A 15,707-nucleotide genomic window follows, 5' to 3' on the forward strand; every position below is an offset into this window, starting at 1 on the left:
CTCGTGCTATATTTAAAAGACATTCACAAGCCTACCAGAGACAGCACAACTTATAATCTACAAACTTTATGTTGTATAAAAAAATACAATATAACATATGAACACCGTTCTCACTTCTTCATACATCATGTTTGTTATTCAAACATTGTAAGATGCAATGGGCACCATCACTCTACCACAATATTTTTTCTAACCCTTCATTCCCTCCCGCTGAGTAAAAAACTTCTATCTTATGTGTTTTTTTTATACACTCTGATTCTTTGAACGCATTATCAGCGTCACCATAGGTGCTGTAGAATCATAAAATACAGCTAGCATCCCGGAGCTTAATACTTATGCACACATCAATCATTATTGGCGGCACCCAAAGTGGCAGCGGAAAAACCCTCGTCAGCCTCGCCATTATGACAGCACTTACACGCAGAGGCATTACCGTACAGCCCTTTAAATGCGGGCCAGATTTTATCGATCCGGGATTACACAAAGCCGTTACCGGCAACAAAAGCATCAACCTTGACGGCTGGATGCTTTCGAAAGACTCATGCCTCGCTACCTATGCCTCAGCAATGAATCCTGAAACAGGGACACAGCCGGACATTGCTGTTATCGAGGGGGTAATGGGACTTTTTGACGGAGCAAGCGGCAGCAGCGACGAGGGTTCCACAGCACAAATAGCAAAGTGGATTAACGCTCCGGTGCTTCTGGTCATTGACGGGCGCTCAATGGCGCGATCTTTTGCAGCTGTGGCGCACGGATTCACTACTCTTGATCCCGAGCTTACATTCGCTGGATGCATTGCAAACAAGGTGGGAAGTGCCAATCATAAAAGCCTCATCCATGAAGCCATGCAAACATACTGTCCAGACATACCGCTGACGGGGTGCATGCCGCGAAACGAGGAAATAACCTTACCATCGCGCCATCTGGGACTGGTCACAGCAGAAGAAGGCGTACTTTCAGCTGAGCGCATCAAAAAACTGGCCGACTGGGCTGAAGCAAGCATAGATTTTAATCAGCTACTCGCAAACCTTCCAAAACGTACCGTGTCTGCTGAAACTGCTCACAAACCAGAAAAGAACGTTCGTATTGCAGTGGCGCAGGACACAGCCTTCTGCTTCTGTTACCCTGATAATTTACGGCTTCTCGAAAAAAACGGGGCAGACATTGTTCCATTCTCTCCACTGAATGATCACGTACTTCCAGAAAATATTGACGGCATGTACTTGCCCGGAGGATATCCGGAATTATATGCAGAAAGATTAAGCCTTAATGCTACCATGCGTTCGGCTATCCGCGCATTTTCAGAATCAGGAAAGCCTGTGTATGCAGAATGCGGCGGCTTCATGTATCTGACACAGCAGATAACAACTGATGCTGCCACGTATCCCATGTGCGGCATATTCAACATACAATGCACAATGGACAACCGCCGCAGGGCACTGGGATATAGAGAAATAACCACAACGGCAGATTCCATTCTGGGAGGTACAGGCACAACCGCGCGCGGCCACGAATTTCATTACTCATTTGCGGAAGAAAACGCTCCGCACACATCGCTTTACGCAGTAACTGACAGAAAAGGCGCACCAACTTCAACCTCCGGCTATGTTTCCAACAACACTGTCGGATCATATGTGCATCTGCACTTTGCTTCACAACCAAAAGTTCCCGAAGCATTTGTAGAAGCCTGTTTACAAGCAAGGAATGTTCATGACTAAAACAACACTGCAGCCCTTCTTTTCACCGGATAATATCGAGCAACGATCATTTGAAATCATCGACAGCGAAGTACCGGAACCCCGCCCGTTTGAAGGTGACGAATGGACTATTGCGCGCCGCCTGATTCACACCACTGCCGACTTTGATCTGCTCAACCATATTGTTATCCACCCGCAGGCCATTGCGGCCGGTGTAGAAGCTATCAAAAACGGCTGTACTATTTTTACTGATACAGAAATGGCGCGTTCCGGCATCCCGCCCCGTCGCACAAGTCCATTCGGCTGCACCACACAGTGCCTGCTGAACCGCTCGGATGTTGTTGCCAAAGCACAGGAAACAGGTTCAACGCGCGCTCAGGCCGCAATGGATGCAGCAGCACCGGAAATCGGCGGTTCCATCATGGCAATCGGCAATGCTCCGACCGCACTCATCCGCCTGATGCAGCACCTTGAACAAGGCGGAACACCTCCTGCGTTGATCGTCGGAATGCCCGTCGGTTTCGTTAATGCCGCTGAATCCAAAGAAATACTTCTTGCACAATCCAGTGTTCCTTATATAACCATTCGCGGACGCAAAGGCGGTTCTCCATTGGCAGCCGCCACAGTAAACGCGTTGGCGATACTTGCCTCCACTCCATAGTCCGCTACCATTTATTAACTATTTTTCCAGCAAGTTGCAGCAACATGCCACACCTGCTATAGTGTTCTGTGGAGCTTTGATTTTGCTAATTAACAGTCCTTTGACTGACAGGATGTACTATGACTGACGAACCCCGTAACAGCGTTTCAGATGAAGCCCCTAAAAAACAGAAACAATTTGTAGACCCTGCGGACAGAATTGCCGCAGAAATTACAGGCATCACTGAGCCGGAAGATGCGCTGCCGCCGACCACACTGGAAGAACTCCCGGACGCCATCCGCGAAGCCTGTACCCGTGCAGGATGGAACAAGCTTATGCCTGTACAGGCTCATGCTATTCCGTACGAGCTGGCAAAACGGGACATCATGGTGCAGTCACGCACAGGCAGCGGCAAGACCGGAACATATCTTCTCCCTGCGCTGGAACGGGTAGACACATCCAAAGATTACACTCAAATGCTCGTACTTGTGCCGACACGAGAACTTGCCCTGCAGGTTGAATACGAAGCATCCACTCTGTTCAAAGATACCGGAATTTCATCCTGTGCCGTCTACGGCGGTGTCGGTTACGGCAAGCAGGTTGAAAAGCTGAAGCAAGGTGCCCATGTAGTTATCGGCACCCCGGGTCGCGTACTCGACCATCTCATCCGGCACACTTTGAACCTCTCCAAGACCCGTATTCTTGTTTTTGACGAAGCTGACAGAATGCTTTCCATCGGCTTCTATCCGGACATGGTTGAAATCAAAAGCTACCTGCCGCGAAAACGTTCAACATTCCTGCTTTCTGCAACCTACCCTCCGCGAGTTATCCAGCTTGCAGGAGAGTTCATGCATAAGCCGTCCATGCTGAGTCTTTCGCACCAGCAGGTGCACGTCGTAGACACACCACATGTGTTCTACAACGCAAAGCCAATGGATAAAGACCGTGTTCTGGTACGTGTGCTGGAAGTGGAAAACCCGTCTTCTGCCATCATTTTCTGTAACACCAAAGCCAATGTTCATTACGTAACAGCCGTACTCAAAGGCTTTGGCTATGATGCTGACGAACTTTCTGCCGACCTGTCCCAGTCAAAACGCGAACAAGTACTCAAAAAACTGCGTGAAGGTCGCGTACGCTTCCTTGTGGCAACAGACGTTGCCGCGCGCGGTATTGATATTCCGGAGCTCTCCCACGTAATTCTGTATGAACCGCCAGAAGATCGTGAATCCTACATCCACCGTGCAGGCCGTACTGGACGTGCGGGTGCCAGCGGCGAAGTAATTTCTCTTGTAGATATTATGCAGAAGCTGGAACTGGAGCGCATTGGCAATTACTACAAAATCTCTCTTCAGGAGCGCGAAACTCCGACAGATGAGGATGTTGCCAAGGTTGCCGGACTCCGCCTTACAGCAATGCTGGAAGGTAAATTACGCGGTAAAACCGGCCTTGAGAAAGAGAGAATGAAGCGGTTTGTTCCACTTCTTAAAGAACTTTCTCAAGATGACGAACAGCTTCTTCTGGCTGCGCAACTTCTTGACGAGTTGTACCAGCAGACATTGCACTCCCCGCCGCCTGCGCCGGAAACTTCCAAAGAGCGCAGCAAGGGTAGCAGCAATCAGAGGGGGCAGCGTAACTCACAAGGCTCTCAGCAGCAGAAACGCAACTCGCGTCCACGCCGCAGAAAACCTTCGCCGAGGAGCGCTGACAAGTCATAGATTAATTCTTACAGGATGGTGCAGTTAGTGCAGACGACTTATGCGGAATCCGACTTATTCGAAAACTTTGATGCACTGCTTGAAACGTACGATATCAGCAACGAGCTCATGGTGTTTGAACTGGGGAAGTTTCATTTCCTGCGTAAAAGAAAAGCCAAGCAAGAACTCAAAGCGCTGTTTTACGCACTTTGGAAACTTGCACTTAAGCAATCTTTTCCGGACGATTATGAACGCTTCTTCTCAACCTATTGTAAGGACAACAATCTGGAGAAAGACGCAGCAGGCAATGCAACCACGTTCTTTCGCAGCGTAGAAGTATATAACACCCTGCTGGCGGAGCACGGCACATCAAACTTTTCCAACGTGGCTGACTTCTTGACAGATCAGCTCGTGAAAGATTCCAGCCGTAGAGAGTACATTACTCTTAAACTTGCTCTCTCAATCCGCTCTACATACAACCTTATTTTTCAAAAACTTATTGCTAACTAGATTTATCACGAGTGCATGCAGCACATTGTGATCGTGATCTTGAAGCACAAAAAAAGGCGACCTCGCAACTGGTCGCCTTTTTTGTGGGAGGTTATCCCCATAGGTAGTAAAACGTCTTTAGTTACTAAGCATATCGGCGCTGACGATTTTCTCTTTACGCTTTTCTGTTATTTTTATGCATAATTCAGTCACGCTTCTATCCGTTATGCATAGTTGCTGATTTTCTCTGCTGTTTTTACTTTTTTCATATTTTTGTATTGACAAAAACAGCCGGAGTCCGCTAAACACCGACTTCACGATGTGGGGCTATAGCTCAGTTGGGAGAGCGCTTGACTGGCAGTCAAGAGGTCATCGGTTCAACCCCGTTTAGCTCCACCACATTGATTGCAAAGGCTTACAGAATATTCTGTAAGCCTTTTTTTGTTGCTGCCACACGTCATTGTAGTCAGTGTATAATCATGCAAAATAGCATTACTATAAAAAGAGTATCCCGTATAACAATGGCAAGGTACCGGTAACGGGAGAAGACCCGTGACAGAGAAATGGGACTTTTACAAAGATTATGCTCAACAATGGCGTTGGCGAAGAAAAGAAGCCAACGGAAAAACTGTCGGCGCATCCCCCAAAGGATACGAAACCAGACAAGAATGTTTAGAACATGCCAGGCGGCACGGCTTTTCTGACTAACAGTCTTTCGCCATGTGCCGTACAGACATCTCTCACCTCGCCTACTCTAATGCTCCGCAGATTTCTGCGGAGCATTTTTTATATCTATGTCAATTCTCTTAACCTAGATCATTGTTTCTCACATTATAATGCTTCACCCTCGCCAAATGCGGTGGCTTCTCAACGTTTTGCTCCGGCATATGAAGTCATGCTGATACCCATATCAACATTACTGGCGCTCAAGCTGAAGACTATTAAGGATAAGCATGACGCCGCCAACAGGTACTCATATGAGAAAACACTCTGTGATCGAGTCAACACCCAATTCGCCACTCTCCCGACGGCCGTCATTCTCACGTAGATCTTTCCTGAAAGTTTTCAGTGCTGCCGGAGCCGCCGCCTGTGCCTCTGCAGCAAAACCTGCAGAGGCACAGAACACAGAAAAACAGGAAGAGCTTATGACCGTACTCGACATATCAAAATGTGTCGGCTGCGGAGAATGTGTTGCCGCCTGCAAAGAATCAAACGCGCACAAATATCCCACAGTGCGAAAACCGATACCTAAGATGTTCCCGCCACGCGTAAAAGTGGAGGACTGGTCAGACAAAAAAGACGTCGACGACCGCCTCACCCCGTACAACTGGCTCTACATCCAGACAGCAGAACTGGAACATGACGGCGAAGACTTTGAACTCAATATTCCTCGGCGCTGCCTGCACTGTACCAACCCGCCATGTGCAAACCTGTGCCCGTGGGGTGCAGCACTCAAGGAAGACACAGGCATTGTACGTATTGATGAAGATATCTGCCTTGGTGGCGCAAAATGCCGTACAGTCTGTCCGTGGCACATTCCCCAACGCCAGAGCGGAGCCGGACTATATCTTGACCTGCTTCCCCGCTTTGCCGGTAACGGAACCATGCTCAAATGCGACCGCTGCTATGACAAGATAGCAGAGGGAAAAGAACCGGCATGCATCACAGCCTGCCCTGAAGATATACAGACCATCGGCCCTCGCAGCATGATGATTAAACACGCTAAAGCGCTTGCCGCTTCCATGAATGGCTACATTTACGGCCTTGATGAAAATGGCGGAACCAACACAATCTATGTATCACCCGTGCCATTTGAAAAAATCAACAACGCCATTGAGAAAGGAAGAGGAAGACCAAATCTTGCTCCGGTTAAAAACTCCATGGCCAACGAAGAAACACTTACGTCTGCCCTTATTGCTGCGCCACTAGCCGGTATCGCAGCAGGTGTGCTTAAAATCTTCTCTGACGCCCGCAAGGAGAAACAGAATGACTAATCTCATCCGTAAACTCTGGGTGCCGGTAATGACGCTTATGGCAATCACAGGCATGGGACAGATGCCCATATTTAAACGGTACTATGTAGCGGATATTCCCGGTCTTGCATGGCTTGGAGAACCGTTTACGGTTCATTGGGTGCACTATGCAGGCGCAGCAGTGCTCATGTTCATGGTTGCCGTAATAACAATCCGATGGTTCGCAGACAGAGAACCACTGACGACGTCCGGCACACTTCGCATTACCCTGCTGGCGCTGCTCATATGTACTGGCTACATCCGCGTAGTTAAAAACCTACCTGACATTCATTTTTCACCGACGTTCACCATGCTTATAGATTGGACACACCTCCTGTTCGCTATGCTTCTCGGTGTCGCTGCCCTCTGGAGCGCACGAACAGGAAGACGAAGCTACACTAAGCAAACGGAGAGTCTACGCCGCATTTAGACCGATTCCGCACGTCGGGAGGGGCTGTTTGACTCCAGCATTAACCAATGCTGGGAGACAACAGAAAAAGGGCTGTTTTGCAGAAGCAAAACAGCCCTTTTTAATGTCAATGTGCTGAAGCAGTAAATTAAAATTCGATATGCTGCGGAGTACGTGGAAACGGAATTACGTCGCGAATGTTTGTAATACCAGTCACCAGCATGAGCAGACGCTCAAAGCCCATTCCAAATCCTGCATGCGGCACGGAACCGAAACGACGCAGGTCAGTGTACCACCAGTAATCTTCCGGATTCTGTCCCATTTCATTAATACGCTCAAGAAGCACGTCCATACGCTCTTCACGCTGGGAACCACCAATAAGCTCACCAATGCGCGGCACAAGCACGTCCATGGCAGCTACGGTTTTTCCGTCATCATTAAGACGCATGTAAAACGCTTTAATATCCTTTGGGTAATCATATACGATTACAGGCTTTTTAAAATGCTCTTCCGCGAGGTAACGCTCGTGCTCAGTCTGAAGGTCAATGCCCCATTCCACAGGGAATTCCCACTTCTTCTTGGCAGCCAACAGTAAATCAACAGCTTCTGTGTAGCTCACACGGGCAAACGGTTCGTTGATGATATTCTCAAGACGCCCCATAAGCTCTTTGTCCACAAATTTTGCGAACAGCTCGATGTCATCGGCGCAATTTTCAAGAATGTGCTTAACAACATACTTGGTCATTTCTTCCGCAAGATCCATGTTGTCAACGTTATCTGCAAAAGCAACTTCCGGCTCGATCATCCAGAATTCAGCAGCGTGACGCGGTGTGTTGGAGTTCTCAGCACGGAAGGTAGGGCCGAAGGTGTACACCTTGCCAAGTCCCATAGCCAGAAGTTCTGCTTCCAGCTGACCGGACACAGTCAAGTTTGCTTCACGACCAAAGAAGTCATTATCAAATACAGAGCCTTCTTTCGGAGCCTCTACGCCTGTAGCAGGCAGCGTAGAAACACGGAACATTTCCCCTGCACCTTCGCAGTCAGAACCGGTAAGGATCGGGGTGTGAACATTGAAGAACCCTTTGTCACGGTAAAATTTGTGCACTGCAAAGGCAGCTTCAGAACGGATACGGAATGCTGCACCGTATTTATTAGTACGAGGACGAAGGTGTGCAATCTGACGAAGGAATTCATCAGAATGGCGCTTCTTCTGTAATGGAAAATCATCTGCATCAGCAGAACCGAGCAGAGCGAGCTTAGTTACGCGCACTTCCCACTTTTGTCCTTTACCCGGAGACGGAACAAGCTCACCAAGAACTTCAACAGCTGCGCCTGTGGTAACATCCTTAATGATCTCGTACGTAGGTACGGCCTCGTCGACAATTGCCTGCAGGTTTTTAAGACAAGAGCCGTCATTCAGCTCAAGAAATGAAAAACCTTTTGCATCACGGCGGGTTCGAACCCAACCGCAAATCTTTATTTCTTTGGAAGCCTCTTCTGCCTGCAATGCATCAACAATGGGGGTTCTACGCATGTCCCTGTCTCCTTACAGTCGTATAGCGGTATACGGCACCATACACAGCACCGTTATTTACTTGGTATTGATGCTCTATAACTGACTTGTATCTCCACTGCAATTTGATATTACTGTATGAATGGGGAGAATTTTCATCGTGTTACCTCCTGAAATCAGGGATAAAACAGAACTAACGGGAGTTGCATGAGGCCAATTATATTGACTCAATTCCACTGATACGAACTATGTATATTCGTACTTTGTCTGTAGCTGAAAAAAGAAATGCCTTGCGTTATTGTAAGAGCTTGGGGCAAACAGTACAAAAATACAAAGAATGAGACATCTTTTCATTCTCAATTGACTCGCCTGTCACGACGATTCTTTTTTTCTGCACGTTAACCTTCTGAAAGACCTGTCCGGAGGACGCATGGTTCAAAGAATTTTTATAGCAGTTCTTGCACTGCTTCTTTTCATCCCGCACAGTGCATCTGCTGAAAATAATAAAGAATTAAAAGCTCAAGTAGAATCCATCCTGCGTGAAAACCCGGAAATTTTACTTAATATTATCCGCGAAAACAGTGAGCAAGTGCTTCTTGCACTGCGTGAGGGCAACTCCAAAGCAAAAATTGCAGCCATGAAGGCGCAGTGGAAACAAGACGTAGCAGTACCTAAAGAAGTAGCGCTGAATGACCGTGCTATCCGCGGCAATGCAGACGCACCGGTAACCATTATTGCATTTTCTGACTTCACTTGTCCGTACTGCGAACGCGCAGCATTTACCCTCAACAGCCTCCTGTCACATTACGGCAAAACTGTACGCTTTATTTTCAAAAACTACCCGCTTGCTTCCCACGAAAATGCCCGTATGGCATCACAGTACTTTGTAGCTGCCAACAATCTTGATCCTGAAAAGGCTTGGAAGCTGTATGATGAATTTTTCGCAAACCGCGAAACCCTTATTGCAGAGGGTGAACCGTTTATGAAAAAAACAGCTGAAAAAGTAGGTCTTGATCCTGAAAAGCTCGCAGCAGAAGCACGCACTGAGCCTGTAAATGCAATCATCGATGAAGATATGGCTGATGCAAAAGCACTTGAGCTTGAAGGTACACCATACTTCCTCGTGAACAACATCCTCATTCGCGGTGCGTTGCCGCTTGATCTGTATTCTGAAGCAGTAGAGATCGCGCTGGATCACGAAAACAAAAAATAGAGACGGGGAGCAAGCCCCCTTACCTGCCAGATTAAAGCCTCCGGTATAACTACCGGAGGCTTCCTTTTACCCAAAACTATAAATAACAATTTTGTAACTATATTAGTATAGTAAGCAAAACCAGTAAAATACTGAACTCAGAGCGCTTGCAAAGGATATAACATTCAGGCTATGTTCCTGTTCAAATCAGACTTTTAGATGTCACAAGGAGAGTTCATCCGTGCAAAAAACAGTGTATTTTATCGAAGGCGACGGGATCGGGAAAGAGGTGTGGGAAGCCGCACGTCCGGTTCTTACTGCTGCGATCGAAAAAGCGTACGGTAACGAACGTTCCTTGGAATTTAAGGAGCTTCTCGCCGGAGAAAAAGCATTTAACGAAACAGGTGAATACTTGCCGCAGGATACGTTGACTGCGCTGCAAAATGCAGAGCTCGCCATGAAAGGCCCGCTCATGACACCTGTAGGTAAAGGGTTCAGAAGCCTCAACGTCACGTTGAGACAAACACTTGATCTGTACGCATGTATCCGTCCTATCCGCTATTACGACGGCATCATGTCACCGGTTAAGCGTCCTGATCTCGTGGATATGGTTGTGTTCCGTGAAAACACCGAAGATGTGTACGCCGGTATTGAATTCGAGTCCGGCAGTGATGAGGCAAAACGTCTTATCGCATTTTTCAATGATGAACTGGGCATCACCGTAAACCCGACAGCGGGTGTTGGTTTAAAACCAATAACCCCGAACGGTTCCAAGCGGCTGGTACGTAAGGCTCTTGAATTTGCTGTGGCACAGGGAAAACCGAGTGTCACCCTTGTTCATAAAGGCAACATCATGAAGTACACCGAAGGCGGATTCCGCCAGTGGGGCTACGATGTAGCTGCAGACGAGTTTTCTGCCCAGACAACGACAGAAGATGCCCCTGCTGAGGGCAAAGTTGTCGTAAAAGATCGCATTGCAGACGCAATGTTCCAGGAAGCTCTCATCCGACCAGAGCAATATTCTGTTCTGGCGACTACCAACCTCAACGGCGACTACCTTTCTGATGCACTCGCAGCGCAGGTTGGTGGCCTCGGCCTTGCGCCGGGCGTAAACATGTCTGATGACCTTGCGTTCTTTGAACCGACTCATGGCACAGCACCGACTATTGCAGGTAAAGACATGGCAAACCCTGGCAGCCTTATTCTATCCGGTGCAATGCTTCTAGAGCATATTGGCTGGACTGAAGCTGCGGATTCTATCCATACCGCAGTAAGCAAAGCTATTTCTGCAAAAACAGTAACGTGTGACCTTGCAAGCCAGATGGAAAACGCGAAGACCGTAGGCTGTAAAGCATTCGGCGAACTGGTAGGAAGTCTCCTGTAATCGTATCCGTTAAAACAAACGACGAGGGTGGCTCTGCTTGGAGCCACCCTTTTTTTATTCTCAAATACTTTCAATACAATGCGAGGGAATATTCTCTTTTATTTAAGAAGAACGATTAGAAACATCGGGCAGCAATGCCAAGTACGAATGAAGTATTTTTAAAAATGTCAAATTTTACAAAATTGTAAATTTAAGCTCAAAAAATCATTTTTTAAGAGTCATAATTTACAATTTTGTAAAATATGCAAAAATCCATTTTCAATTACATTTAATAAAAACAGACAGTTACAAACATTGGCACAAACCCTGCTTTATTCAGAGCAAAATCTGAAAAGCAGGAGGTTACTATGTCTGTGTGCAAAAGCACGTTGTCCCGATCAGGGTTGGTTGCGGTTATGACCGTTTTAGCGCTTGGAGCAAGCGCAACGTTGGTACATGCGGAAGAGGAGGCGGTGTACCTTACACAAACAAACGCGAACATAGTATGGACTCTGCTCGCTGCCATGCTTGTTATGTTTATGCAGGCCGGATTCACACTGGTTGAATGCGGACTCACCCGATCAAAAAACGCCGGTAATATTCTGATGAAAAACATGCTGGATTTTGCCGTCGGCACCATGCTGTTTCTCATGATCGGGTACGGATTGATGTTTGGTGGAGACTTTTTCGGATTATTCGGAACAGACGGGTTCTTCCTGTCATTTATTGACGGCCCGTCAGCCAGCAGGGACTTTGATATCACCTTCTGGTTCTTCCAGTCTGTCTTTGCCGCCACTGCTGCAACCATTGTTTCCGGCAGCGTGGCAGAACGAACAAAATTTCAGGCCTACATTGTCATCAGTGTACTAGTGACAGGCCTTATCTACCCTATTTCCGGCCACTGGGCATGGGGTGGACTCAGCGGAAACGCCGGCTGGCTCGAATCCTTAGGGTTTGTAGATTTTGCTGGATCAACAGTGGTTCACTCCCTTGGTGGATGGATTGCCCTTGCAGGTGCCATCGCTGTGGGACCAAGAATCGGTAAATACATGCCGGACAAAAAACCCCGTGCCATTCTTGGACACAACATGCCAATGGCAGGACTCGGCGTCTTTATTTTATGGTTCGGCTGGTTCGGCTTTAACGCAGGCTCAACCACAATGGCAGACGGCAGCATCGGCTATATCGCCTTAAACACCAGCTTAGCTGGCTGTGCAGGCATGATTACAGCCATGTGTACCGTCTGGACACGCTTTGGAAAACCTGAAGCATCCATGACCATGAACGGCATTCTTGCCGGACTGGTAGGTGTAACCGCAGGATGTAGCGAACTTTCACCTTTCGGCGCAATTATTGTGGGTGGAATTTGCGGCTCAGCAGTGGTTCTTTCCATTGAGTTTATCGACACCATTCTGTGTGTGGATGACCCGGTAGGTGCCATCTCTGTGCACGGCGTCTGCGGTGCAATAGGTACTCTTTCAGTAGGTCTGTTTGCGTCGCCTGAATTCGGCTCTGCTACCGGATTCTTCTACAACGGCGATCTCAGCCTGTTCGGAGTGCAGTTGCTCGGAGTTGCAGCCTTTTTCCTCTGGGCATTCGGTGCAGGAACCGTCTGTTTTAAACTTGTCGATAATGCAGTGGGCTTACGTGTAAGCCGCGCTGAAGAAATTAAGGGACTGGATATTACCGAACACGGCTCAGAAGCCTACAACGGTTTCCAGATTTTTAGTGTCGAATAACCTGATCGGAGAAAAACAATGAAAAATGTCGTTGCTTTTATCAGACCGGAACGTCTCCCGCAGGTTAAGCAGGAGTTGTTCGCAAGAGACCTTTTTGGACTGTCTGTCACCAATATTCTTGGCAGTGGTCAGCAGAAGGGATTTACAGAAACCTACCGTGGCGTCACAGAAGAAGTGAACCTTCTTAAAAAGCTGCGAATTGAACTGGTTGTTCAAGAAGAACGACTCAATGATGCTATCTCTGCCATAGAAACCGGTGCCCGCACCGAAACTGAAGGCGACGGCATTATCTACTTCCAGGAAATTCACAACGTGCGTCGCATTCGTACTGGTGAACCGTTGTAACTCGTCCAACTACTGTTACAAAAGACAGCTCTCTGCCTTACAAGGCGCTGCCTAATAAGAAGCTACCTGATAAGCAGAGATAGTCCCACTGCCTTAGTAAACAGATTTGTGCAGTTCAACACATAAAAAAGTCAGGTGCAGACATACCTACCCCATGTCTGCACCTGACTTTTTTCGCTTTTTTACCGTTCAAACTTTGATTTATCAGGAAACAGGCGTCGCAAAAAACGCTGCGTAATACGTACACCCTCTTCGGTTGTGTCTTCCGCATCATTTATGCAGAATGTTTTCGGCTTACAGTATCGTATTAACGCCAACCGTTTTCTGAACCTGCTGTTTCCCGCAGTTGTTTCTACATGCTTCAGATCAAACGTCAACATGGCAAACGCCTTATTCACTCCGCCGATATTAACCATCCTGCTTACACCTAAATCGAGACACAACAAGCAATACGCACTTGAAAAAATAAAATCATCACGGGATCTGAAGCGATTAATAAATGTCTTTTCGCACTCTCCAGGAAAGGTATCCAGCAAGAGATCAGCCATTTTTTTCTGGATCGGCTTGGGAGTATGTCTGAACTTAACAGGCTTGAACCCGTATCCTTTTTCCATAAAAGCACAGCGGGTGTTCGCAACGGCTGCATCCAGATCTCCCATGTCATCCCGCACAGTAAGACAATCCTTCATGGGGCGTTTTTCTGTTACACCCCAGATAACAGGTGCTCCTGAATCATCAAAAAAATCGCTTCTGGAAACCTTGTTCCCGAACATCACATCATCATTGAAAAGTAAAAAATGCTCTGCCAAACCTTTTATCTGGGTAAGACACATCTCAATAGCGTTGCTGTTAAACGAAGGAAGGTAGGTCTGGCTGGGAAAAATGTCTTTGTGGTCAACAATAGTAACCGCATCCAGATTTATGAAAGACGGTACCTGTCCGTCTGTGACAATGAACACCCTGTTCACCCACGGGGCATAGCGGTCTACGGAACGAAGCGAATACAGCAGCTCATTATTATCGCGAAATCTGCTCTCATCAGTTGCGCTTTCAAGATTCGCCGCACTTTTCCTTCGGGCGTACAACTCCTTCTTCTCGAGCCATTTCTGGTCGTTACCATCTACCCAAGGGTATACTATATCGACAGGAAAATCGCTGTTCATTGCTATTCCACGTTTCTTCCAATCTGCACACCATCCCCAGACAACACGCCGGAGGAACAGTACGTTCGATCATAAAAAACAATGCTACTGGTAAACCTGAAGGCTGTTCCTGCACCGAAAACAACAGCACAAACAGCCTGACCCTACTCAATAAGCATAGCACGAAGCCCCTGTTAGCTGATGGGTTTTTCCATCAGCCACAGGGAGAAATAACAATGAAAAAGAAACGTAGAGAAGAGGAACAGACTACAGATTGAGCATGTCTGTCACAAGGTTGCGGATATGATCGTGAGGGATATTTTCGCCTGTCCAGAGCCGGAATTGCTCCGCCCCTTGCGCTGCGAACATATGCAAACCGTCTATGGTTTCCCAGCCTGCGGCTTTGGCAGTGCGTAGAAATACAGTTTCCAGCGGATTATAGACAAGGTCATAGGCTGTGCCTTTCCCTGTAAACATCTCTTCTGCAAATGTTGTCTTATCAACATGATCACCTGCCATGCCCATAGGCGTGGTGTTAATCACAAGATCTGCTTCTACGATTCCTCTTGCATCCCAATCAACGCAATCCACATCAAACTGAACAGCAAGACTCGCCGCCCTGTGCGCAGTGCGGTTGCAAATGGTAACATTGTGGACACCTAGCTCCTTCAAGCCTGCAAGTACAGCCTTTGCAGCACCACCTGCTCCCAGAACAAGCGCGCGGGAATACGTTGCAGGGCTATCTATAAGCGGAGCCATAAAGCCCAGTACATCCGTATTGTCTCCCACCAGAACACCATTGTCCCAGTAAAGTGTATTCACAGCCCCCACCAGCGTTGCCCGCGGGGTAATTCTGTCCACATACTCCATGACCGTTTCTTTATGAGGAATGGTGACACTTGCTCCGTAAAGCGGAAGCGTGCGGAAAGCAGTCATGAAATCAGCCAGTTTCTCCGGTGGAGTCGGAAAAGCCATATACACTGACGGAAGGGAAAACATGGAGAACCCGCTGTTATGCAACGCAGGGCTCATGGTGTGACCGAGAGGATGCCCGATTATTCCGTATAATTTTTCTGGTATGGCGTTCATGTTTTTTCCTTCAGTAGACGTACTGACATCAGCACACGTTATCGTTGTATGATTGAATACTGTAGCCAAGAAAAAACACAAGGTACAGGGGGGACAGGCAGGCATGGAGCAAAAAAGACCACAAAAAAAAGCGGAGTGTTTGACAGACACTCCGCTTTCAAAACTTGGTTAAGGGGAGCCACCCCTTACCCTGAATCCTTAGATGAAAAAAAGAAGGTACTCTCATATTAGCAACCTGCGTGCCAACTTTTTCTAAAAAACAGTATTTTCTAAAAACACTGTAAAAACAAAAGGTAAGACAAACACTCTCATTTTACAGACCATCAATCTAAGTAAAGTAATTTTTACTTCGGAAAATGCTTCCGCCAATTCCAAGGGCTTTA

The 15,707-nt window shown here is 47.4% G+C and carries 14 protein-coding genes and 1 tRNA gene; 12 read left to right on the forward strand and 3 right to left on the reverse strand.

Translation table 11 applies throughout. The annotated features are described in order from the left end of the window. Positions 1-335: 335 nt before the first annotated feature. The 8 genes from SP90_RS04655 to SP90_RS04690 all read left to right on the forward strand — a co-directional run bounded on the left by SP90_RS04655 (position 336) and on the right by SP90_RS04690 (position 6,962). Positions 336-1,718, forward strand: coding sequence for a cobyrinate a,c-diamide synthase (locus SP90_RS04655; RefSeq protein ID WP_066853105.1), 1,383 nt, complete (start codon positions 336-338; stop codon positions 1,716-1,718). Then, positions 1,711-2,358: a precorrin-8X methylmutase gene (locus tag SP90_RS04660; protein WP_066853107.1), complete on the forward strand. Its 648-nt coding sequence runs from the start codon at positions 1,711-1,713 to the stop codon at positions 2,356-2,358. Before SP90_RS04655 ends, SP90_RS04660 begins: the two co-directional genes overlap by 8 nt. Before the next feature lie 119 nt (positions 2,359-2,477). Then, complete coding sequence (locus SP90_RS04665) at positions 2,478-4,052, forward strand: DEAD/DEAH box helicase (RefSeq protein ID WP_066853109.1); 1,575 nt, start codon at positions 2,478-2,480, stop codon at positions 4,050-4,052. A gap of 27 nt (positions 4,053-4,079) precedes the next feature. Next, the gene (locus SP90_RS04670) at positions 4,080-4,541 is read left to right on the forward strand and encodes a hypothetical protein (RefSeq protein ID WP_157471188.1); all 462 of its coding nucleotides are present in this window, start codon (positions 4,080-4,082) and stop codon (positions 4,539-4,541) included. A gap of 302 nt (positions 4,542-4,843) precedes the next feature. Further along, positions 4,844-4,919 (forward strand) — tRNA-Ala (locus tag SP90_RS04675). A 153-nt stretch (positions 4,920-5,072) separates the two neighbouring features. Then, on the forward strand, positions 5,073-5,228 hold the full coding sequence (locus SP90_RS16940; RefSeq protein ID WP_066853114.1) for a DUF1508 domain-containing protein: 156 nt from the start codon (positions 5,073-5,075) through the stop codon (positions 5,226-5,228). 269 nt (positions 5,229-5,497) lie between these two features. Further along, the gene (locus SP90_RS04685) at positions 5,498-6,514 is read left to right on the forward strand and encodes a 4Fe-4S dicluster domain-containing protein (protein WP_066853342.1); all 1,017 of its coding nucleotides are present in this window, start codon (positions 5,498-5,500) and stop codon (positions 6,512-6,514) included. Next, positions 6,507-6,962, forward strand: a complete 456-nt coding sequence (locus SP90_RS04690; protein WP_066853116.1) for a hypothetical protein — start codon at positions 6,507-6,509, stop codon at positions 6,960-6,962. Before SP90_RS04685 ends, SP90_RS04690 begins: the two co-directional genes overlap by 8 nt. A gap of 127 nt (positions 6,963-7,089) precedes the next feature. Here the strand turns inward: SP90_RS04690 and asnS are convergent, their stop codons facing one another. Beyond that, a complete protein-coding gene (gene asnS / locus SP90_RS04695) occupies positions 7,090-8,475 on the reverse strand; it encodes an asparagine--tRNA ligase (protein WP_066853117.1) in 1,386 nt (461 codons plus the stop codon). Between the two features lie 409 nt (positions 8,476-8,884). On the opposite strand from asnS, the gene SP90_RS04700 reads away from it, so the two are divergent. From SP90_RS04700 to SP90_RS04715, 4 genes are all read left to right on the forward strand, one after another. Beyond that, a complete protein-coding gene (locus SP90_RS04700; RefSeq protein WP_066853118.1) occupies positions 8,885-9,667 on the forward strand; it encodes a DsbA family protein in 783 nt (260 codons plus the stop codon). A 220-nt stretch (positions 9,668-9,887) separates the two neighbouring features. Further along, positions 9,888-11,030, forward strand: coding sequence for an NADP-dependent isocitrate dehydrogenase (gene icd / locus SP90_RS04705; protein ID WP_066853119.1), 1,143 nt, complete (start codon positions 9,888-9,890; stop codon positions 11,028-11,030). A 347-nt stretch (positions 11,031-11,377) separates the two neighbouring features. After that, positions 11,378-12,748, forward strand: coding sequence for an ammonium transporter (locus tag SP90_RS04710; protein WP_066853121.1), 1,371 nt, complete (start codon positions 11,378-11,380; stop codon positions 12,746-12,748). An 18-nt stretch (positions 12,749-12,766) separates the two neighbouring features. Continuing rightward, the gene (locus SP90_RS04715) at positions 12,767-13,093 is read left to right on the forward strand and encodes a P-II family nitrogen regulator (protein WP_066853123.1); all 327 of its coding nucleotides are present in this window, start codon (positions 12,767-12,769) and stop codon (positions 13,091-13,093) included. 182 nt (positions 13,094-13,275) lie between these two features. On the opposite strand, the gene SP90_RS04720 is transcribed toward SP90_RS04715, so the two are convergent. Next, the gene (locus SP90_RS04720) at positions 13,276-14,256 is read right to left on the reverse strand and encodes a stealth family protein (RefSeq protein ID WP_066853125.1); all 981 of its coding nucleotides are present in this window, start codon (positions 14,254-14,256) and stop codon (positions 13,276-13,278) included. 246 nt (positions 14,257-14,502) lie between these two features. Further along, positions 14,503-15,324 carry a shikimate dehydrogenase gene (aroE, locus tag SP90_RS04730; protein ID WP_082936300.1) on the reverse strand — a complete coding sequence of 274 codons (822 nt, stop codon included), beginning with the start codon at positions 15,322-15,324 and terminating at the stop codon, positions 14,503-14,505. Between the last annotated feature and the right edge of the window lie 383 nt (positions 15,325-15,707).

Origin of the sequence: Halodesulfovibrio spirochaetisodalis (assembly GCF_001672295.1) — a bacterium.
In the GTDB taxonomy this organism is placed as follows: domain Bacteria; phylum Desulfobacterota; class Desulfovibrionia; order Desulfovibrionales; family Desulfovibrionaceae; genus Halodesulfovibrio; species Halodesulfovibrio spirochaetisodalis.